The sequence below is a fragment of the Salinivibrio sp. MA607 genome, assembly GCF_001996245.1.
GTDB lineage: Bacteria > Pseudomonadota > Gammaproteobacteria > Enterobacterales > Vibrionaceae > Salinivibrio > Salinivibrio costicola.
In genome coordinates this window covers 20,322-39,788 of the sequence record NZ_MUFJ01000004.1, presented here as the reverse complement: position 1 = coordinate 39,788, position 19,467 = coordinate 20,322, and the positions used below count along the sequence as shown (strand labels likewise).

General features: G+C 52.1%; 22 protein-coding genes, 1 pseudogene and 1 other annotated feature. Of the genes and pseudogenes, 1 reads left to right on the top strand and 22 read right to left on the bottom strand.

The window, feature by feature from the left end:
• Positions 1 to 334: 334 nt before the first annotated feature.
• Positions 335 to 967, bottom strand: a pseudogene (locus BZG81_RS03025) (pseudouridine synthase); the annotation flags it as partial.
• A gap of 139 nt (positions 968 to 1,106) precedes the next feature.
• Between BZG81_RS03025 and icd the strand changes: the two are divergent.
• Positions 1,107 to 2,357 carry an NADP-dependent isocitrate dehydrogenase gene (icd, locus tag BZG81_RS03020; protein WP_077460393.1) on the top strand — a complete coding sequence of 417 codons (1,251 nt, stop codon included), beginning with the start codon at positions 1,107 to 1,109 and terminating at the stop codon, positions 2,355 to 2,357.
• 85 nt (positions 2,358 to 2,442) lie between these two features.
• On the opposite strand, the gene pseI is transcribed toward icd, so the two are convergent.
• From pseI to BZG81_RS02920, 21 genes are all read right to left on the bottom strand, one after another.
• Positions 2,443 to 3,492, bottom strand: a complete 1,050-nt coding sequence (gene pseI, locus BZG81_RS03015; protein WP_077608604.1) for a pseudaminic acid synthase — start codon at positions 3,490 to 3,492, stop codon at positions 2,443 to 2,445.
• Entirely contained in the window at positions 3,476 to 4,054 is a 579-nt protein-coding gene (pseH, locus tag BZG81_RS03010; protein ID WP_077676711.1) for a UDP-4-amino-4,6-dideoxy-N-acetyl-beta-L-altrosamine N-acetyltransferase, read from the bottom strand. Before pseH ends, pseI begins: the two co-directional genes overlap by 17 nt.
• Positions 4,045 to 5,139, bottom strand: coding sequence for a UDP-2,4-diacetamido-2,4,6-trideoxy-beta-L-altropyranose hydrolase (pseG, locus tag BZG81_RS03005; RefSeq protein ID WP_077676710.1), 1,095 nt, complete (start codon positions 5,137 to 5,139; stop codon positions 4,045 to 4,047). Before pseG ends, pseH begins: the two co-directional genes overlap by 10 nt.
• Positions 5,136 to 5,840, bottom strand: a complete 705-nt coding sequence (gene pseF / locus BZG81_RS03000) for a pseudaminic acid cytidylyltransferase (RefSeq protein ID WP_077676709.1) — start codon at positions 5,838 to 5,840, stop codon at positions 5,136 to 5,138. Before pseF ends, pseG begins: the two co-directional genes overlap by 4 nt.
• A 3-nt stretch (positions 5,841 to 5,843) precedes the next feature.
• Positions 5,844 to 6,989, bottom strand: a complete 1,146-nt coding sequence (pseC, locus tag BZG81_RS02995; RefSeq protein ID WP_077676746.1) for a UDP-4-amino-4,6-dideoxy-N-acetyl-beta-L-altrosamine transaminase — start codon at positions 6,987 to 6,989, stop codon at positions 5,844 to 5,846.
• Between the two features lie 12 nt (positions 6,990 to 7,001).
• Entirely contained in the window at positions 7,002 to 7,997 is a 996-nt protein-coding gene (pseB, locus tag BZG81_RS02990; RefSeq protein WP_025738853.1) for a UDP-N-acetylglucosamine 4,6-dehydratase (inverting), read from the bottom strand.
• A gap of 158 nt (positions 7,998 to 8,155) precedes the next feature.
• A complete protein-coding gene (locus BZG81_RS15565) occupies positions 8,156 to 8,320 on the bottom strand; it encodes a hypothetical protein (RefSeq protein WP_021022338.1) in 165 nt (54 codons plus the stop codon).
• Positions 8,321 to 8,382: 62 nt separating this feature from the next.
• Positions 8,383 to 8,925 (bottom strand): hypothetical protein, encoded by a 543-nt coding sequence (locus BZG81_RS02985; protein WP_021022339.1) that lies wholly within the window; start codon positions 8,923 to 8,925, stop codon positions 8,383 to 8,385.
• Positions 8,926 to 9,130: 205 nt separating this feature from the next.
• Positions 9,131 to 9,754, bottom strand: a complete 624-nt coding sequence (gene hisIE, locus BZG81_RS02980) for a bifunctional phosphoribosyl-AMP cyclohydrolase/phosphoribosyl-ATP diphosphatase HisIE (protein WP_077676708.1) — start codon at positions 9,752 to 9,754, stop codon at positions 9,131 to 9,133.
• Complete coding sequence (hisF, locus tag BZG81_RS02975; protein WP_077669611.1) at positions 9,751 to 10,524, bottom strand: imidazole glycerol phosphate synthase subunit HisF; 774 nt, start codon at positions 10,522 to 10,524, stop codon at positions 9,751 to 9,753. Before hisF ends, hisIE begins: the two co-directional genes overlap by 4 nt.
• Positions 10,506 to 11,243: a 1-(5-phosphoribosyl)-5-[(5-phosphoribosylamino)methylideneamino]imidazole-4-carboxamide isomerase gene (gene hisA / locus BZG81_RS02970; protein WP_077661572.1), complete on the bottom strand. Its 738-nt coding sequence runs from the start codon at positions 11,241 to 11,243 to the stop codon at positions 10,506 to 10,508. The genes hisF and hisA overlap by 19 nt, the downstream gene beginning before the upstream one ends.
• A gap of 6 nt (positions 11,244 to 11,249) precedes the next feature.
• Positions 11,250 to 11,849 (bottom strand): imidazole glycerol phosphate synthase subunit HisH, encoded by a 600-nt coding sequence (gene hisH / locus BZG81_RS02965; protein WP_077460406.1) that lies wholly within the window; start codon positions 11,847 to 11,849, stop codon positions 11,250 to 11,252.
• Complete coding sequence (gene hisB, locus BZG81_RS02960) at positions 11,849 to 12,916, bottom strand: bifunctional histidinol-phosphatase/imidazoleglycerol-phosphate dehydratase HisB (protein ID WP_077676707.1); 1,068 nt, start codon at positions 12,914 to 12,916, stop codon at positions 11,849 to 11,851. The genes hisH and hisB overlap by 1 nt, the downstream gene beginning before the upstream one ends.
• Before the next feature lie 11 nt (positions 12,917 to 12,927).
• The gene (gene hisC, locus BZG81_RS02955) at positions 12,928 to 13,980 is read right to left on the bottom strand and encodes a histidinol-phosphate transaminase (protein WP_108743464.1); all 1,053 of its coding nucleotides are present in this window, start codon (positions 13,978 to 13,980) and stop codon (positions 12,928 to 12,930) included.
• A gap of 2 nt (positions 13,981 to 13,982) precedes the next feature.
• Positions 13,983 to 15,299 (bottom strand): histidinol dehydrogenase, encoded by a 1,317-nt coding sequence (gene hisD, locus BZG81_RS02950; protein ID WP_077460409.1) that lies wholly within the window; start codon positions 15,297 to 15,299, stop codon positions 13,983 to 13,985.
• Positions 15,300 to 15,305: 6 nt separating this feature from the next.
• Complete coding sequence (gene hisG / locus BZG81_RS02945; RefSeq protein WP_077676705.1) at positions 15,306 to 16,202, bottom strand: ATP phosphoribosyltransferase; 897 nt, start codon at positions 16,200 to 16,202, stop codon at positions 15,306 to 15,308.
• Positions 16,203 to 16,236: 34 nt separating this feature from the next.
• Positions 16,237 to 16,375, bottom strand: a sequence feature (His leader region).
• Between the two features lie 232 nt (positions 16,376 to 16,607).
• On the bottom strand, positions 16,608 to 16,811 hold the full coding sequence (locus BZG81_RS02940) for a hypothetical protein (protein WP_021022348.1): 204 nt from the start codon (positions 16,809 to 16,811) through the stop codon (positions 16,608 to 16,610).
• A 99-nt stretch (positions 16,812 to 16,910) separates the two neighbouring features.
• Positions 16,911 to 17,387, bottom strand: coding sequence for a YchJ family metal-binding protein (locus tag BZG81_RS02935; protein WP_077676704.1), 477 nt, complete (start codon positions 17,385 to 17,387; stop codon positions 16,911 to 16,913).
• A 29-nt stretch (positions 17,388 to 17,416) separates the two neighbouring features.
• A complete protein-coding gene (gene lpxH, locus BZG81_RS02930; RefSeq protein WP_077676703.1) occupies positions 17,417 to 18,151 on the bottom strand; it encodes a UDP-2,3-diacylglucosamine diphosphatase in 735 nt (244 codons plus the stop codon).
• An 81-nt stretch (positions 18,152 to 18,232) separates the two neighbouring features.
• Entirely contained in the window at positions 18,233 to 18,730 is a 498-nt protein-coding gene (locus tag BZG81_RS02925) for a peptidylprolyl isomerase (protein WP_021022351.1), read from the bottom strand.
• A gap of 142 nt (positions 18,731 to 18,872) precedes the next feature.
• Entirely contained in the window at positions 18,873 to 19,397 is a 525-nt protein-coding gene (locus BZG81_RS02920; RefSeq protein ID WP_077676702.1) for a MarR family transcriptional regulator, read from the bottom strand.
• Positions 19,398 to 19,467 lie beyond the last annotated feature (70 nt).

Below are 19,467 nucleotides of genomic sequence, written 5' to 3'. Positions count from 1 at the left end.
ACCGTTATCTAAAGTAGATAGATGGTTGCGTTGACGGCGACCGATGCAGCTTATGTTGATGCGATTAAATATCAATGGCGGACATAGTCTGTGATTGGGTGCCGCGCAAAGACCCTCCGCGCCATGGATGGCGCGGCGGAGCCTCCAGGGATGGATTCACGGCGTGTTTATGCGTGGTATCCAATCTCAGAGCGATGACGACAGTTGCTGTGGAAGCTTGGCTTTATCGAGCCTTCTTCAACGGTGCGCGCTTGGACGAGCGAGTGCGCCCACACGGTGCTTTCCCTTTTGGCCCTTTGGGTTTAGGGATGAACTGCTCGAAGCCTTTCAGGGGCGCGACCTCACGCCATTGGCCCGGTTGCAAATCATCCAGCTGCCAGGCGCCGAGTTGGGCGCGAATCAAGCGCAGCGTCGGGTGGCCAATATGGGCAGTCATCCGGCGTACTTGTCGATTTCGCCCCTCGTTCAGCACCACCTTTAGCCAGGTAGTGGGAATGTTGGCGCGATAGCGTACCGGAGGATGGCGTTCCCACACGGCGGGTGACGCCATTTTTGATACCTCAGCGGGTAGCGTTAGACCATCTTTTAGCTCCACACCGTCGCAAAGCGCTTGAATCGCCTCATCGCTGGGATCACCTTCCACTTGGACCCAATAGGTTTTGGGAGATTTAGATGAAGGCTGGGTTAATCTGGCTTGTAAGGCACCGTTATTGGTGAGCACCAGCAAGCCTTCGCTGTCCTTGTCGAGTCGACCGGCCGGGTACACGTCTTTTACGGAGACGATGTCGGCTAATGTGCTGTCACCGGGCTCACCGCTAAACTGGGTCAACATGTTATAAGGTTTGTTAACAAGTATCACTTTAGTGGTCATCGCCGCCGCGCGTGAATCCTGTGCGTGTTGAGATGATTTGGCAGTGGTGTTTGAAACAGCCTTTGACGCTGGCTGAGAGCGGGATTTATATGGCATACGGGCTGTCAAATAGATTAAACGGCAAATGAGACTTTGGTATTATACACGTAATAATCTGTTTGGCGTGTTGTATGAATTCGAGTATCCTCGTTGCGCATCTTACACAAAGATAACAAATGGACGCTAGGAGATTAAAATGGAAAGTAAAGTAGTTGTACCGGCGGAAGGTGAAAAAATTACACTCGACGGCACAAAACTGGTAGTCCCTAACCACCCTGTGATCCCTTACATTGAAGGGGATGGCATCGGGATGGATGTTAGCCCTGCAATGATCAAAGTTGTTGATGCCGCAGTTGCTAAAGCCTACGACGGTGAGCGTAAGATTTCATGGATGGAAATCTACACCGGTGAAAAATCCACCAAGGTATACGGTGATGATCAATGGCTACCGGCTGAAACACTCGACTTTATTCGTGAATACAAAGTGGCGATTAAAGGCCCACTGACAACGCCTGTTGGCGGTGGTATTCGTTCTCTGAATGTGGCCCTTCGCCAAGAGCTCGATCTCTACATTTGTGCGCGTCCGGTACGTTACTTCACTGGCGTTCCTAGCCCTCTGAAAAAGCCAGAAGATACCGATATGGTGATCTTCCGTGAAAACTCAGAAGACATCTACGCGGGTGTCGAGTTTAAAGCGGGCACCGCAGAAGCCGATAAAGTGATTAAATTCCTGCGCGAAGAAATGGGTGCCAACAAAATCCGTTTCCCAGAGCAGTGTGGTATCGGTATCAAGCCGATTTCTGAAGAAGGTACCAAGCGTCTGGTTCGTGCGGCTATCGAGTACACCATCGATAACGATCGCGACTCACTGACCATCGTCCACAAAGGTAACATCATGAAGTTTACCGAAGGGGCGTTTAAAGATTGGGCATACGAAGTAGCCAATAAAGAGTTTGGTGCCGAGTTGCTTGATGGCGGTCCGTGGATGACGATGAAAAATCCAAAAACCGGTAAAGAAATCATTATTAAAGATTCCATCGCAGATGCTTTCTTGCAGCAAATCCTGTTGCGCCCTGCAGAGTATGATGTGATTGCCACCATGAACTTGAATGGTGATTACGTATCTGATGCTTTGGCAGCCCAGGTTGGTGGTATTGGTATCGCCCCAGGTGCCAACATTGGTGACGGTGTGGCACTGTTTGAAGCCACCCACGGCACGGCGCCAAAATACGCGGGCCAAGACAAGGTAAACCCAGGTTCGCTTATCCTGTCAGCAGAAATGATGCTGCGTCATATGGGCTGGTTTGAAGCCGCTGATTTGGTGATCAAATCAATGGAAAAAACCATCGCCAACAAAACTGTGACCTATGACTTCGAGCGTCAAATGGAAGGTGCGAGCCTACGTAAGTGCTCTGAGTTTGCAGACGACATGATTGCGCAAATGTAATAATAGTATTATCGCACGATGATAAAACCCGGCTCATTCGCCGGGTTTTTTGGTTTGTGGTCTCGGGAATGACCCACTTAGACAATCAGTTTATATCCTCCCACGACAACGCGGTGCCTTTGGTTAACGCGCGTGTCGCGCGTTTTCCGAGCACCGCATCATAGTGTTTCGGCGCCAACCCAAAGCCAGGACGAATACTGCGCACATTATCGGGCGTGAGTGGCTCACCGGGCGCGATATCCTCACAGACATACAAAGAGCGCCTAAATTGACGGTTGCTCGACTCGGCCTCTCGGGTGGTGAGGGCGCTTTCTCCTAACGCTTGCCACGCCGCGTGGGTTTGCTCACAAAGCGCACTCAGTGCAGGTGGCGTAAGCGAGAAAGCAGCATCCGGGCCTCCCGAATTTTCAGAGAGCATCACATGTTTTTCAATCACGCACGCGCCGAGTGCCACGGCTGCGATCGCGGCGGTATTGGTCAGCGAATGATCGGATAAACCCGCCAATGTTTGATAGCGGCTGGCTAAGGTTGGAATGGTTCGCAGATGGCTTTGTTCCATCGGCGCGGGGTAGGCGCTGATACAATGAAGCAACACCAGCTCACGACAGCCGTTATCACGGGCGGTCGCTACCGCCTCGGCGATCTCTGTCTCGTCAGCCATGCCGGTTGAGATGATCATCGGTTTACCGGTTTGCGCGGCATAGCGAATCAAAGGCAAATCAATCGCCTCGAACGAGGCAATTTTATAGGCGGGGGCGTTAAGATCCTCGAGCAAGTCAATCGCTGAGCAATCAAAAGGAGAAGAGAATAGGGTGATACCCTCCTTTCGTGCGTGATCAAATAACGGCTTGTGCCACTCAAACGGGGTTTGTGCCCAGCGATATAGTTGGTGGAGACTATAACCATCCCACAGTCCGCCTTTGATCTGAAATTCATCGTGGTCGCAATCAAGGGTAATGGTATCGGCGGTATAGCTTTGCATTTTGACAGCATCGGCACCGCAGGCTTTGGCCATGGAGATGGTTTGCTTGGCAAGCTCAAGGCTACCATTATGGTTGGCCGACATTTCGGCAATGATATAGGGAGGATGCTGGGGACCGATCAAACGGCCTGCAATTTTAATGTCGTTGTTCATAAACCGCATCGATATTCAGTTTGGTTTGAAGGGCGCTGGCGTCTTGCTGCCACTCATCAGCGGACAAAGACAGGCACACAATCTCGACTGTTTTTCCCTCAGGCAGGGAAAAGGTGCGTTGCCGACTTTGCGGCGTTTCACGAAAGCCAAAGCGTTGATGTAGCCGAACCACTCCCTGGTTATGACTGAGCACTTCACAGTTCAACTGGGTCACACCCRAGGTCTCAAATGCTAAACTTAATGCGCCAAATTCCATGAGTGCGCCGCTGCCACGCGGTGCATCTGGGGCCGCATAAAAAGCCCAGGTCGCACTTGTCCTATTCTCGCTATCGAGGTCAAGGTTGACCACGCCAAGCGGGGTGTTTGGTTGGCTGTCTACGCGCTTGTAGACGATATAGAAATAACGGTGCGTGTTGGCAAGCATATGGCTGAACCATGCCTTGTGCTCATCATGGCTAATTTCATGCTGAGTGTACATAAACTGGCGAACAGCGGGACGATTGCGCCAATGCCATAAGGTATCACTGTCCGCGTGACTCACCGCTTTAAAAATTAGTTGCATAAGTCATGCTCCAAGGCCGCGACCACGCGCTCTGCGCCTTTTCCATCGGTGATCGCTGGCAGAGTAGGAAGCTGATACCAATTTGCCGCAAGGTGCTGCAGTGCAGACGCGTAATCTTGCCAGCGGGTGTGCTCACCGCGTCCTAAGTATTGATAGCCCGGTTGTCCGGCGAGATACTCGGCCATGGCGTGTTGGTTTTCCGCCACACACACCAAGGTGCTCGGGACCCCCAAGCAGCTGCGCTCAATGGCGGTCACACCGGCCGCCCCAAATGCATAGCGTGCCCGTGCCATGTGGGCATCAAAGTCCGACAGTGCTTCCACTACGCTAACCCCATCGGGGACAGGCTCTTTACACAATGCATCGCGGTCTGGGTTACGCCGGCCGGTGACAATTAATAGCGAGAAAGGCAGCCTATCGAGCTTTTGCTCTTCTTCTAGGTGTTGAACGGCTTCTAGGTGCTTCACCGCGTCCACGAGCTTGCGGCTTTCACCGGTCGGGTCCGTGCCGGAGAAAAAGGCGATTACCTTATCTTCCCGCGGCGGCGGAGACTGATGTAAGGCGGCAAATGCTGGACGCAATAGTGCATAGTCTGGCCCCAATAAGCATCGGGTTTGTGGATTTACAAGCCGTGATGCGTAGCGCGTGGTGAGATCAGGCCAAGGATTTTGATCGAGCAAAAACGCGCAATCGTGGGGCCGATTGGCTAAATCATCGACTACCATCACCGGACAGTACAATTGGATGTGAATTGACTGCTCCCAGCGGGCATCGAGGGCGTAATGATCCACCACCATCAAATCCACCGGCTGGTTAGCGACGTATGCGGTTGTCTCTTCGGCATCTTGCCGCTGGCTCACACCAAGCCAATCGGTGTTGCTAAGCGAGTTTTTGGGAGCAGGCAACACCGCCACCGTTAAGCCTTGTTCATGGCTGACTGCTATCAAATTGCCGGGCAAGTCGCGACACACTAAGGTCACCTGATGGCCAGACCCTTGTAGCATGCTAGCCAACACATGCATGCGGCTGATGTGGCCGGTACCTATCGCTTGGGAGGCATCGACTCGAATGGCAATATGGCTCATAGCAAGGCTTGTTGCTCCAACAGTTGATACATTAGCTCAGCGCGTAGCCAGTCATCCGGCTCATCAATGTCTTGCACGCGGTAATGAGGGATCAACACGGCTTTCGAGTGAGGGGAAAAAACCGGTTCGCGCGCTAAAAAAGCACTTGGCGTGCCCCAGTAAAACATTCCCGCATCGTGGTAGGCCGGCTGTAAGTCTTGTGAACGGGTGGTGAAGTGCTCGGGCCACAACATGCTGACACTGCCATCGGCATCGACATGAATACTGCGCTGAATCGGAAAGGCGTAGCGGGTGGCGGCAAAACTGTATTTGACGGTGTCGCCGTCCAGTAACGCTAAGCCTTGGCGCAAGTCATCCGTGGTGACAAAGGGAGTGGTAGCATACAGGCAGCATATCGCTTGCAAAGGCGTTTGCTGTGGCGACGGGTTAAGCCACTGGATCGCATGCTCAAGCACATCCAAGGTCGTAGCGTGATCGCCGGCAATCTCGGCGGGACGTACAAAAGGCACCTCTGCCCCTGCATCGCGCGCCACACTGGCAATGTCGTCGCAATCGGTGGAAACCAAGACGCGATCGAATAGCCCACTTTGACGCGCTGTCGCAATAGCATAAGTGATAATGGGCGCACCGTTAAACAGTTTGAGGTTCTTGCCCGGAATGCGTTTGCTGCCACCTCGGGCGGGAATAATACATACATTCATCGGTCACGCGTCCTCAATGGCTTTTTGTAGCGCAGCAATCACTGTGTCTTGCTGTTGCTCGGTTAAATCGGGGTAAAGCGGCAAAGTGAGTGCGCCCGCGTAATACTGTTCGGCGAGCGGGAAGTCTCCGAGTTGGAAGCCCAGTGCCTGATAGTAAGGTTGCGTATGCACAGGAATATAGTGCACGTTCACGCCAATGCCTTGCGCTCGCATTGCATCAAAGACGGCGCGGCGTGTATCGGCGTGCTCAAGCTCAATCAAATACAAATGCCATGCCGACTCAGGGTCTAAAATGGGTCGCTTGACGGGCAAATCCGCCAGCGCTTGGTGGTAGCGTTCAGCGAGTGCAAACCGTTTGGCGATAAAGGAACGAAGCTGGGTTAATTGTGAACGGCCAAGTGCGGCATGAATATCCGAGAGGCGATAGTTCATCCCCAATGCATGCTGCTCATAACCCCAAGGCGGCAAGGCTGCGTGGCAGTCTTCTGCGTCACGGGTGATCCCGTGGCTACGTAACTGACGCAGCGCTTTCGCCAATGTGGCATTTTGGGTAGTGACAACCCCTGCCTCTCCCGCGGTGACCACTTTGACTGGATGAAAACTAAACACGCTAATATCGCTGTACTGGCATCCACCCACCGCCGCTTCTTGATAGTAGGCGCCCATCGCATGTGACGCATCCTCAATAATGGCTACCTGATAACGCTTGGCGAGCGCGGCAATCTCGGCCATTGGCGCACTGACACCGGCCATATGCACCACCACCAGCACTCTGGGTAAGCTGTGAGTAGCGGCCGCTTGTGCCAGCTTTTTCGCGAGCTGCTGGGGGCATAGATTACGTGTGTTCGGGTCGATATCGACAAAGTCCACCTCAGCACCACAGTATCGGCCACAATTGGCTGACGCGACAAAGGTGATGGGGGAGGTCCATAAACGATCGCCTGGGCCCAGTCCTAACGCCAGACAAGCCAGATGCAGGGCAGATGTCGCGCTATTAACGGCGACCGCATGCGCAGCCCCGGTGAGTTCGGCGACGGCGGCTTCAAAAGCCGGAACTTGCGGGCCTTGCGTCAGATAATCACTTTTTAGCACCTCAAGCACAGCGGCACAGTCTTGCTCGCTAAGATGCTGCTTTCCGTATGGGATCAACGCCATACTCCTTTACTGCTCGGTGTCGAGTTGCAAAATAGCCTCGACGGTTAACACATCTGGGTTAGTGCCTGATTGATACTCAAACCCTTCTGGCACGGGCTGTCCTTTCTCACCCAACGCATTTTCTCGATAGTCATCATCGGCATCGTAGAACTTAATGGTGGGGCAAATCACGTAATGATCGGCAAATTCGAGCGTCAGATGCGCATCGTCAGCCGGACACATCACTTCATGCATTTTTTCGCCGGGGCGAATGCCTATCACCTTGACGGGTGTGTTCGGGGCATAGGCGCTGGCGAGATCCGTCAGGCGAACCGATGGGATCTTAGGAACAAATATTTCTCCGCCATACATGCGCGAAAAGTTTTTCAGCACAAAATCCACCCCTTGCTGCAAGGTAATCCAAAAACGGGTCATTTCAGGATGCGTAATGGGCAAGTGATCCGCGCCTTCCGCTGCCTTTTTCTTAAACAAAGGCACCACAGAGCCGCGCGAGCCGACCACATTGCCATAGCGCACTACCGAAAAACGTGTCTTTTGGCCCCCGGTCATATTGTTAGCGGCGACAAACAATTTATCTGAACACAGTTTGGTGGCGCCATAGAGATTATTGGGGCTGGCGGCTTTATCGGTCGAGAGCGCAATCACTTTTTCGACCCCGTTGGCAATCGCGGCTCGAATCACATTCTCTGCACCGTGAATGTTGGTTTTGATACACTCCATCGGGTTGTATTCGGCGGCAGGTACCTGCTTGAGTGCAGCAGCATGAATCACATAGTCAATGCCTTGCATCGCTTGCATTAAACGATCGCCATCACGCACATCGCCGATAAAATAGCGCATGCAAGGGGCGTTAAAGGTTTGCTGCATTTCATATTGCTTGAGCTCATCGCGAGAGAGCACCACGAGGCGACGTGGTTGATAGCGTTCAAGCAGGGTGCGGACGTACTTTTTACCAAAAGAGCCAGTACCGCCGGTGATCAGAATGGATTTGCCGTTAAACATAGGACGCCTTGTCACTAACTGTCGGGAATACAGGCAGTTTAACTGATCTGAGCAGGATTTGGCGATCTGCTACGGTGTTCTGGTGATAATGGGTGGTCAGCGATTAAAATTTATAATACGTGGTGTTAAGTGAGCGCGTAGGCAGAAAGCGATAACAATTATGCTTTCGCTGGACCAGCAAGGCGGCCAGCCAGTGTCTTTGGTGATTTGACTTTCAGTGCTTTATCGAATGATAAGCGAGTTTTATCCGCATGATATTGCATACGTTTAAGCGCTTTTTCCAAATCGAAGTCATCTGTTTTTTTTGTCGCTAATTGTGTCATACGTACCTCCATATTGATGTAATTATAACCGAATGAAATGGGGTTGCAAAGCTGCTGAGTGCTCAGCTGATACGCTTGAACAATGCATTGTTTCTTGGATCGAATGGATCGCGTTGATTGAAACCTAATAGGTGATAGTAATGGAGTAAGTCTTCATTCTCTATTGGATCTTGGATTCCAATCCATCCGGCATTGATAGCAGCAGCGAACAGTTCGGCACATCGCGAGGCGATGGGAAGAATATAACCTTTCAAGGGGTTTACTGCGTCTCCTCCTTGAATATAGTTGATTTTTACAACTAGTCTGCCCTCACTCGCTTTCCCGATCATTAGGCCACTAAGATCCTGGTGGTGCCATATCGCCAGCTCTAATCTAGCCATATGATCTCTGCGGTACTGTTGCAGTATTTGTCGCCAATCCCAGCCAATCTGACGAACCGGTGAGGGATGCCACTGGTTTTGAGCAACAAGCGCTAATTCATTGATTTCAGTTAACGAGATACAGTCAATTAAATCAGGTTGAAGCTGCTCAAACTCGCTTTGCGTTTGTTTCAGTACAGCCAGCCTTAGTGAGCGGTATTTCTCTGTAATAAGCTGTTTTCTCATGGAGGCATTGATGTTTTAAGGCTTCTCGAATTGTGCCTTTATATTGAATACTTAAGGAGCGATAGTATCAGAGTGGCGTTTTGTTTTTATGGGTTAAAAGCGATAGACGGCGGATGCTAGTACTTTATTGATATGTCAGTCGCAAAAAGCGCCGCATGTGGACGGCGCTTTGGAGGGAGCATGTATAGGTTAACGCGCTTCGCTGTTAGCCTTGATGGCGAGAGGCGAGGACTTCGGTCACTTGATGGAGGCTAAGCTCTTGGTCTTGCAGTAATACCAATAGGTGATAAAGCAAGTCGGCACTTTCGTTTAATAGCTCGGCCTTATCGCCTGCCGTGGCAGCGAGGGCGACTTCGACGCCTTCTTCCCCCACTTTTTGCGCGATACGCTTGGTGCCTTTGGCAAATAAGCTCGCGGTGTAAGAGTCATCAGGCGCGGCGTCTTTGCGGCTGGCAAGCACTTGCTCTAGGCTCGACAAAAAGCCGGGACCCGTGTGTGGCGGTTTGTTGTCACTGTCAAAGCAGGTGGTCGTGCCGAGGTGACAGGTGGGCCCGTGTGGCGTCGCCGTGACCAATAAGGTATCTTGATCGCAATCGAGTGCAATGTGTTCCAGGCTCAACACATGACCGGAGCTTTCGCCTTTTACCCAAAGACGCGACTTGCTGCGCGACCAAAAGGTGACGCGACCGGTTTCGAGCGTCGTGTTCAGTGCATCGGCATTCATGTAGCCCAGCATTAACACTTGGCCGCTATCGCTGTGTTGGATAATCGCAGGCACCAAGCCGGCGTTTTTCTCCCAATCGATACGTTCTACCCACGCTGCCGTCATACTCTTACCTCGATCCCTTGTTGTTTTAATGTTTGTTTTAATTCGCTTATCGCGATGATTTGCTTGTGAAACACCGAAGCGGCCAGCGCGCCATCGACATTTGCTTGTAAAAAGGCGTCGGCGAAATGCGCGATTTCACCGGCACCGCCGGAGGCAATCAGGGGCACCTGACAGCGCTCTCTCACCATTTTTAGTTGGGTTAAGTCATAGCCTTGGCGCACGCCATCGCGGTTCATCATATTAAGTACGATTTCGCCTGCGCCCCGCTGTTGGACTTCCTCAACCCACGCGGCGGTTTGCCAAGGTGTGGCCTGAGTACGGCTTTCATCGCCGGTAAATTGATAGACCTGATAGTGCCCGGTCGCTTCATCGAAGAAGGAATCAATTCCGACCACCACGCACTGCACGCCAAACTTATTGGCCAGTCGCGTGATTAAGCTCGGATCGGCCAATGCCGGTGAGTTAATCGATATCTTATCCGCGCCAAATTCCAGGATTTGCTGGGCATCGGCTTCGGATTTAATCCCACCGGCGACGCAAAAGGGGATATCAATTACTTCCGCGACGCGACTAACCCAGCTTTTATCGACCACCCGGCTGTCACTGGAGGCGGTGATGTCATAAAACACCAGCTCATCAGCGCCTTCTTCGGCGTAGCGTTTGGCGAGCGGGACGATATCGCCGATGATTTCGTGATTACGAAATTGCACGCCTTTGACCACTTGTCCGTCGCGGACGTCCAAACAAGGAATTATCCGTTTTGCCAGCATGCGATCGCCTCCTCTGCGCTAAAGTTGCCTTCCAGTAGGGCGCGGCCGACGATCACGCCTGCGACGCCGGTATTGCGCAAGGCGCGAATGTCTTCGAGACTGCCAATGCCGCCTGATGATTGAAACGCAATGCTCGGATAGCGCTGACACAAGTCGCGGTAAAGCGCCACATTGCTGCCTTGCAAGGTGCCATCGCGGGAGATATCGGTGCACAGCACATGCTCTAGCCCGACGGACAAATAATCGTCGAGTAGCGCTTCAATGGTGACGCCGGAGTCTTGTTGCCAGCCGGACACCGCCACGCGTCGCGTCCCGTCACTGTCAATGTGAATGTCGAGTGCCAATACAATCCGGTCAGGGCCGTAGGTTTGCATCCAGCCTTTGACCAAATCGGGGGATTTGACCGCGGTGGAGCCGATCACTACGCGCTGCGCGCCGGTGTTTAGCAGCTCAATCACGTCCATTTCGGTGCGCACGCCGCCGCCGATTTGGATATTGGCGGGCGTTGATTGCAAAATCTCGGTGATCAAATCGACCTGACGCGCGGTCGGATCTTTGGCACCGGTTAAATCCACGAGGTGCAACCAATCCGCGCCTGCTTGATGGTAACGTGCAAACTGCTCACGCGGGTCAAAACCGTAGTCGGTTTTTTGCTGATAATCCCCTTGATAAAGGCGCACCACTTGGCCATCTATCAAATCGAGTGCTGGTATAATCATCCTTGCTTACATCTCCAAAAAATTCTGAATCAAACGCGCGCCTACTTTGCCCGAGCGCTCAGGGTGAAACTGAACCCCGAAGTAGTTACCTTGATTGATTGCTGCGCTGAACGCATGACCATAATGACATTGTGCCAAGGTGTAATCACCGACCGGCATCGCGTAACTGTGGACAAAATAGAAGTAGCTGCCAGCGGGAATGCCGTCGAATAAGGGATGGTCATTGACGGTGGCGACCCGATTCCAACCCATATGAGGTAAAGGCTGGCCATCGGTATCCATTAGCTTGGTCGGCGCGGGGATGTGGCCAAGGCACTCAACCGGGCTATCGCCTTCATCGGAGCGCGTGCCTAGCATTTGCATGCCAAGACAAATACCCAGTAGCGGTTGCTCAACCTGTTTAACTAAATCCACTAAGCCGCGCTCGGTGAGGTTTTTCATCGCTTCGCTGGCTGTGCCGACGCCGGGCAAAAAAAGCTTGTCTGCCCCCAGCACTACGTCGGGATCGCGGCTCAATGTGGCTTGATAGCCCAGGCGTTCGACAGCAAAGCGTACCGAGGAGACATTGGCGCAGCCGGTATCGATAATGACGGTGTGTTTGCGCATTATAAGACTCCTTTACTGCTTGGCAGCGCATCGCCCTCGACCTTGATCGCTTGACGCAAGGTGCGGCCAAAGGCTTTAAATAAGCTTTCTACCAAGTGATGGGTGTTTTCGCCATCGACGGTCAGGTGAAGGGTACAGGCCAAAGTATCGGTCAATGAGCGGAAAAAATGCCCGACCATTTCGGTCGACATATCGCCCACTTGTGGCTGCGGGAAGCTGGCCTCAAATTTAAGAAACGGACGTCCGGATAAATCCAACGCACATTGCGCCAAGCATTCATCCATCGGCAGGCTAAACCCAAAACGGTCAATACCGCGTTTATCACCCAGCGCCCGTTTAAGCGCGTCGCCCAAGGCGAGGGCGGTGTCTTCAATGGTATGGTGGTCGTCGATGTGCAAATCACCTTTGACGCCAACGTTGAGCTGAAAACCGCCGTGGGTGGCGATTTGATCCAACATGTGGTCAAAAAAGCCCAGTCCGGTTTCAATGCGGCTGCCACCACTTTTATCCAGGTTAACATCCACTTGAATGTCGGTTTCTTTGGTGGTGCGAGTCACCGATGCGATGCGCGGCTGCAAGGTCAGACGCTCGACAATCTGTGGCCAGCCCATCACGTCGCGTTGGTACTWGATCCCTTGTAGCGCCATATTGTTGGCTAAGGTGATATCGGTGTCGCGATCGCCAATCACCGCCGATTGGGCAAAATCAATTCGGCCTTGCTGCAGATAATCTTTTACCAAGCCTAATTTAGGCTTGCGGCAGCTACAGTCGTCACTATCAAAGTGCGGACAAATCAGCACGTCTTCAAAATGGATCCCTTGTGAGCGAAATAGCGCCATCATCATGTTGTGTGGTGCATCAAAGTCCGCTTGCGGGAAGCTATCGGTCCCTAAACCATCTTGATTGCTCACCATCACCAAGGTGTAGCCCGCCGCTTGCAGGCTAAGTAGTGCGGGGATCACGTCCGGCTCAAAGGCCAATTTATCCAGACGATCCACTTGGTAGTCTTCAGGCGGCTCCACAATCAAGGTGCCATCACGGTCAATAAATAAAATCTTGTCTTTCACAGTGGTTGTCCTTATTCACTGAGCTGCTGGCGGATAAAAGCCAACACTTTTTCACATTCGTCACGGTTGCCAATACTGATGCGTAAGCTGTTCTCGATCGCGGTACGGCGCACAATAATCCCCGCATTACCCAAGTGCTTGAACACCGCATCGGTGTCGTCCAGGCTTATCAGCAGGTAGTTACCAAAGCCTGGATGCACCTTGATGCCGGGCAGCATACTGAGGCCGGCTTGCAAATAGGCACGGTTGGCGGTTAAGTCCAAAACCTGATACTTCATCCGCGCCAAGCCCGCTTCGGAGAGCGCTTGCTCGGCAATATCTGCCACGGGCACCGGCACCGGATACGGCGGGATCACCTTGAGCATCAAGTTAATAATAGCGGGATTGGCGAGGGTAAAGCCGCAACGCAGTCCTGCCAGAGCGAACGCTTTTGATAGCGTGCGCAAAATGGCCAGATTCTCAAAGCGCGCGAGTAAATCGGTGCAGGTCGCTTCTGGACTAAATTCGATATAGGCTTCATCCAACACCACAATCGCGCGATCTTGAGTGCGGGTGAGTAGCGCTTCTATGTCGTCGCGGTTAATTAAATTACCGGTCGGATTATTAGGACTACATACGAAGATAAGCTTGATGTTGGCATCTGCCTCCAAAGCGGAATCAATTCCTGCCATGTCCAGCTGCCAGTCGGCGGTGAGCGGCACTTGGGTGGTCGCGATCCCTTGGTTTTCGGCACTGACCGCATACATGCCATAGGTGGGTGGGCAAATCAGTACGCTATCTTGGTTTGGCTCGCAAAACGCGCGCAGCAATAAATCAATCCCTTCATCGGCGCCACGAGTGGTAATCACTTGGCCCTTGTCTACCCCCGCATAGTTGGCATAGGCATTAATCAATGATGCCGGCTGACAGCTGGAGTAGCGATTGAGTCCTTGGCCGCTCAGGGTATAAGCATTGTCAAAGGGGGATTCATTGGCATTGAGCCACACATCCCCGCTGCCACCGATACGGCGGGCTGACTGATAGGGCGTGAGCGCTTGTACTTGCTCACGGGCGAGTTTATCGATGCTCATACTAACGGGTCCTCTGAGGCTTGGGCTTGTTGTAGCTTATTTAGACGAATATCGACCGCTTGGCGATGCGCATCCAAGCCCTCGGCTTCTGCGATTCGCATCACGGTCGGGCCCAGTGCTTGTAAGCCGCTTTCGCTGACCTGTTGCACTGTCATCCGCTTATTGAAGTCGGCCAATCCTAAACTGCTGTAGGTACGGGTATAACCGTAAGTCGGCAACACATGGTTGGTGCCTGAGGCGTAATCACCCACGGATTCGGGCGAATAGGCGCCCAAGAAAATCGAGCCAGCGTTATCCAACAGCGGCAACAAATCTCGAGGCTGCTGAGTCTGCACAATCAAGTGCTCTGGTCCGTAGCGGTTAGAAATCGACACGCATTGGGTGAGAGTATCGGCAATAATAATCACACTGCTGCCCAGCGCTTGCTTGGCAATTTCTGCACGACTGAGCGTGGTTAATTGCTGCTGCACCGCATCGGCGACTTTTTCTGCCATCTCTGGGGCTGGGGTCACTAGCACTACTTGCGAATCGGGGCCGTGCTCCGCTTGGCTGAGTAAATCCGCGGCAACAAAGTCGGGATCCGCGCCGGCATCAGCAATCACCAAGACTTCAGAGGGGCCGGCAGGCATGTCCATCGCTGCGCCATTGGCAGCAAGGCTCACCTGACGTTTGGCTTCGGTGACATAGGCATTGCCCGGACCAAAAATCTTATCCACCTTGGTCACACTTTGGGTGCCAAAGGCCATCGCCGCCACCGCTTGTGCGCCACCCAGGGTATAAATTTCATCAATCTCACACAGTTTGGCACAGTATAAGATTTCATCGGCCACTGGCGGTGGGGTACACAGCACCACTTTGCGGCAGCCAGCAATTTGCGCCGGCACGCCCAGCATCAACACTGTAGACGGCAAGGGCGCGCTACCGCCAGGAATATACAGCCCGACGCGGTTAATTGGGCGAGTGATGGATTCACATACCACCCCTGGCATGGTTTCGACTTTCAACGGCTGGGCTTTTTGTGCGCGGTGAAAGGTGCTGATGTTGTCGTAGGCTTGACGTAGGGCAAGTTTGATATCTTCCCCCAATCGCGCTTCGGCATCGGCCAAGATTGCTTTGTCGAGTTTGATGCTATCGAGGTCGACACCATCAAATTTTTTTGTCAGCGCCTTTAAACTTTCATCTCCGCGCTCTCGGACATCGGCGATAATCTCCGCGACGCTCGCTTGGGTTTGGGCACCGGTTGTGATCGCAGGGCGGCGCATCAAGCCCTCTTTTTGTGACTCTCCGAGTGATTTCCAGACTACTGTTCGCATGGTGACTTACTCCATCATCTTTTCAATCGGCAGGACCAAGATTGAGCTTGCGCCCAATTGTTTGAGCTTTTCCATGGTTTCCCAGAACAGATTTTCGGTACTGACAAGGTGCACCGCCACACGGCTTTTTTCGTGTGCGAGCGGCAAAATGGTCGGGTCTTCGGCACCGGGAAGTAGCTCAACAATTTTTTCTAGCGCCTCGCTCGGCGCGTGAAGCATGATGTATTTCGACTCTTTGGCTTGAATCACGCCTTGCATGCGAGTGAGCAAGCGTTCAATTAATGCGGTTTTCTCTTCGCTGCAGCTGCCTTCACGCTGAATTAACACTGCCTTGGAGCGAAAAATGACTTCGGCTTCTTTCAAGCCGTTGGTCTCTAAGGTGGCGCCCGTTGAGACCAAATCACAAATCGCATCGGCGAGCCCCGCACGTGGCGCCACTTCCACGGAGCCATTGAGCATACAGGTGCTGAAATTCACACCTTGTTTATCCATGTAGGCTTTAAGAATATTGGGATAGGTGGTCGCAATCCGTTGCTCAGCGAGATCTTGTGGGCCGTTGTAATTTTGGTCTTTATCCAGCGCAATGGAAAGACGACAGCCACCAAAGTCGAGGCGACGAAGCAGCTGATACTGGCTCGGCTCACCCAACTTGATGCGCTCAAGGCGAACCTCTTCTAATTCGTTCTCACCAATCACACCTAAGTCAACCACGCCGTCCATGATAAGGCCAGGGATATCATCATCACGAACCAGTAGCAGATCGATGGGCATGTTTTCGGCGTGGACCACTAAACGTTCACCGGTGTAATTGATTTTTACCCCGCAGCGTTTAAGCAGCTCTTGGCATTCTTTGGCGAGGCGGCCCTTTTTTTGGATGGCGATACGTAAGCGTTGTGTTTGCATGTGTGCTTCCTTGTCTAAAAATGAAAAGCTAAAAAAGAAAAAACCCTCGGAAGACGATGCTCCCGAGGGTCTGAATCTGTTAGCTTGCTAATGACCGACGGAAGCGCTTTTTACTCGTCTTCCAGTCGAAACCATTCCTCCCGAAAGACTAGTCAGGATGATGGTGGTGATGCATGGTCATTAGTGCTGAAATCATTGTTGGTCGTCCATTATCTAACGAAAGTACGCTCTGTGATAAAAATAAGCTCTATACCAAAAAGCTTAACTGTTTATGACCATATCAAAATCCGTTTGGATTGCAACCAGTCAAAGCGCGTTTTTTTCACGTGTCTTCATGCTAAGTAAGCGTCGCTATCGCCGTAAGCGTCGCCATCGCCATGAACAGCGAGAGCGTCGACACCGAGGCTAGACATAAATATCGAGTTCACCGTCTTTTTTAGGTGTTTTTTCCTCGTGCTCTTGGTGCGGTTGCTGAGCGTGATCATTGAGATCGTCTAGCCGCCGCTCTTTACGCGCATCAATGTGTTCCGATTTGCGGATCGCCCATACTTTCGTGGGCGGTGCATGCGGCGTGCGATACACAGGACTCAAATTGCCAAGCCAGTTCATGATGGGTCCTCCTTTGGTCTTACTATTAGTATCGACCACGAAGCACCAAACTTGATGATTTTTTAACCATAAGTTATTTAGAATGGCGAGGCTAGGGGGCTAGCTGCAACACTTTTTAAACTTACGCCCGCTGCCACACGGGCAAGGGTCATTACGGCCGGCTTTGATATGGCCGGGGAAAACACCATCGATATATCGCCATTGAGGCTGTCCATTGATTGTTTCTTGGACAAACCGAGACCGCTCATGCAAACACTGAGGCTCACCGTCGGCAATAAAGTGGGCTTTGAAGGTCACAAATCCAAGCTCACCGTGGTTTAATACCTCGCTATCGAGCACCTCAAGTGATTGCCACTGATGGTCGGTCATCATGGCAATATCATCCCGAAATGCCTCGGCGCCGCATTCGCGGTGATAGGTCGCGACAATAAAGTCCACCAAGCCTTTCGGATGTGCGCTGTAGCGAGCACGCATCAATTGCTCAGGGTGGGCAGCGTTGGCCGGATGTTGATGAACGGGCGCGCAGCATTCGGCGTAGGGTTTGTTACTACAACAAGGGCATAAATCAGTCTGCATAAAGATCTCTTAACGATAGGCTGAAAGGCTTAGTGATGGATAAAGTCGCGAGTTTGTAAGTCACAGCCTTGCGGGCCACACACTAATACCGACCCGTGTTGGTACCAATCGCCTAACACGATGCGCTGGTAATCGTGTCCTTGATCACACCATTGATGGACATGGGGGCGATGGGTATGGCCGTGAATCATGTTAATCACTCCTGCGTTATCTAACTGGCGCTGCACTTCTTGTGGCGTCACATCCATGATGGTGGATGACTTTTGCTGATTGGCACTGGCACTGCCCGCGCGCATTTTGGCCGCAATACGACGACGCAACGCTAAGGGTAAACATAAAAACACGTGTTGTAGCCAGCGCTGGTGGACTTTGCGACGAAATGCTTGGTAGTCGGCATCCGCCAAACATAGGGTATCGCCATGGAGAATCAAGGTCGGCGTACCATATAAATCAATGCATGTGTGCTCATCCAACAAGGTGATGCCTGTTTCACGGGCGAAACGCTTTCCGATTAAAAAATCACGATTGCCATGAATAAAGTACACAGGTACGCCTTGCTGTGTCAGGGTCGCAAAGGCGGTTTTGATTTGCTGATGAAAGGGGCTGTGATCATCATCGCCAATCCAAGCCTCAAACAAATCTCCCAGCACATAGAGTGCATCAGCGTGGACCGCTTCCTCGGCCATAAATCGCAAAAAGCAATCAGTGATATCTTGCCGAGTAGGGCTGAGGTGTAAATCAGCAATAAAGAGGGTATGTGGCATGTATTGGCTTTTTATTGGCAAAACGAGCGGCTCACTCAAAAAGAAAGGGTAGCTTTAGCTACCCTTGTTGACGAGTGCGGCTTAGTCTTCGATAGTCACGCTATTGATTAATACTTCTTCAACAGGGACGTCTTGGTGTACATAACCCCAATTGCCGGTCGCAACGCCTTTGATCTTATTGACCACGTCCATGCCGTCGACGACTTCGGCAAACACACAGTAGCCCCAACCGTCTGGCGTCTTGGCTTTGTGATCCAGGAATAAGTTGTCATTCACGTTAATAAAGAATTGTGAACTGGCTGAATGCGGCTCCATGGTACGCGCCATGGATAAACGACCGGTAAGGTTACTTAAACCGTTATCCGCTTCGTTTTTGATCGGTGCACGCGTCGACTTTTCTTCCATGCCAGAGGCCATGCCACCGCCTTGGACCATAAAGCCGTCGATAACACGGTGGAACAGGGTTCCGTTATAAAAGCCGTCACGGCAATATTGTAAAAAGTTCTCGACCGTGGCCGGTGCTTCGTCTGCATACATGCGGAGTTTGATATCACCGAACGTGGTATGAAGAGTTACCATGATGTAATCCTGTCATTGGCTTGGCTAAAAAGGATCACAGATTTTAGCCTAACGAGCCGGGTGATCAAGCATGATCGCCCTGGATGTGGAATTAATCATCATTCCTGTCCCCTTCACTGACCTCTAAATGACGCCGAAGTGATTACGACGCAGGCTCTACATGCGCGAGCAGTTTTTTAAGCAACACCGCGAGCTCAGCTTGCTCGTCGGCGGTAAGACCTGCCAAGAGCTGGTGTAAATTGTTGGTATGCTCGGTCACTGCATCATCAATTAAATCCATGCCCGCCTCTGTCAGTGACACATAAACGCCGCGGCGGTCGTTAGGATCCGGGCTCCGAGATACCAAGCCTTTTTGTTCGAGACGATCAATACGGTTAGTCATTGCGCCCGAAGTAAGCATTAGGGCATCGAGCAGCTGGTTGGGGGTTAACGTATAGGGCGAGCCTGCACGTCGCAGGGAGGCCAACACATCGAACTCGCCAGGGTTGAGGTTATATTGGCCAAATACCTGCTGCAGTTTGGGATTGATATTGCCCAAAACTCGCGCGAGACGGCCGGTGATCGCCATCGGGCTGGGATCGATATCCGGGCGCTCGTCGTGCCATTGACGCAAAATGAGGTCAACTTTGTCTTCTTGAGGAGAGGAAGGGGTTGCGTTATCAGTCATGATTCTGCCACATCGGTTAGTCTCAATAAGATCGGTCAGTGCCAATCAGTCAGAGGGCCAGTTTGCCCAA

Bases quoted from the DNA above. Each gene is read 5' to 3' on its own strand.
- hisG (WP_077676705.1), bottom strand. From the start codon at position 16,202: ATGCAAACACAACGCTTACGTATCGCCATCCAAAAAAAGGGCCGCCTC.
- pseG (WP_077676710.1), bottom strand. From the start codon at position 5,139: ATGAGCCATATTGCCATTCGAGTCGATGCCTCCCAAGCGATAGGTACC.
- BZG81_RS15565 (WP_021022338.1), bottom strand. From the start codon at position 8,320: ATGACACAATTAGCGACAAAAAAAACAGATGACTTCGATTTGGAAAAA.
- BZG81_RS02920 (WP_077676702.1), bottom strand. From the start codon at position 19,397: ATGACTGATAACGCAACCCCTTCCTCTCCTCAAGAAGACAAAGTTGAC.
- pseF (WP_077676709.1), bottom strand. From the start codon at position 5,840: ATGAATGTATGTATTATTCCCGCCCGAGGTGGCAGCAAACGCATTCCG.
- hisA (WP_077661572.1), bottom strand. From the start codon at position 11,243: ATGATTATACCAGCACTCGATTTGATAGATGGCCAAGTGGTGCGCCTT.
- BZG81_RS02925 (WP_021022351.1), bottom strand. From the start codon at position 18,730: ATGGTAACTCTTCATACCACGTTCGGTGATATCAAACTCCGCATGTAT.
- hisIE (WP_077676708.1), bottom strand. From the start codon at position 9,754: ATGACGGCAGCGTGGGTAGAACGTATCGATTGGGAGAAAAACGCCGGC.
- hisD (WP_077460409.1), bottom strand. From the start codon at position 15,299: ATGCGAACAGTAGTCTGGAAATCACTCGGAGAGTCACAAAAAGAGGGC.
- pseI (WP_077608604.1), bottom strand. From the start codon at position 3,492: ATGAACAACGACATTAAAATTGCAGGCCGTTTGATCGGTCCCCAGCAT.
- BZG81_RS02935 (WP_077676704.1), bottom strand. From the start codon at position 17,387: ATGCAGACTGATTTATGCCCTTGTTGTAGTAACAAACCCTACGCCGAA.
- icd (WP_077460393.1), top strand. From the start codon at position 1,107: ATGGAAAGTAAAGTAGTTGTACCGGCGGAAGGTGAAAAAATTACACTC.
- BZG81_RS02940 (WP_021022348.1), bottom strand. From the start codon at position 16,811: ATGAACTGGCTTGGCAATTTGAGTCCTGTGTATCGCACGCCGCATGCA.
- lpxH (WP_077676703.1), bottom strand. From the start codon at position 18,151: ATGCCACATACCCTCTTTATTGCTGATTTACACCTCAGCCCTACTCGG.
- pseB (WP_025738853.1), bottom strand. From the start codon at position 7,997: ATGTTTAACGGCAAATCCATTCTGATCACCGGCGGTACTGGCTCTTTT.
- hisF (WP_077669611.1), bottom strand. From the start codon at position 10,524: ATGCTGGCAAAACGGATAATTCCTTGTTTGGACGTCCGCGACGGACAA.
- BZG81_RS02985 (WP_021022339.1), bottom strand. From the start codon at position 8,925: ATGAGAAAACAGCTTATTACAGAGAAATACCGCTCACTAAGGCTGGCT.
- hisH (WP_077460406.1), bottom strand. From the start codon at position 11,849: ATGCGCAAACACACCGTCATTATCGATACCGGCTGCGCCAATGTCTCC.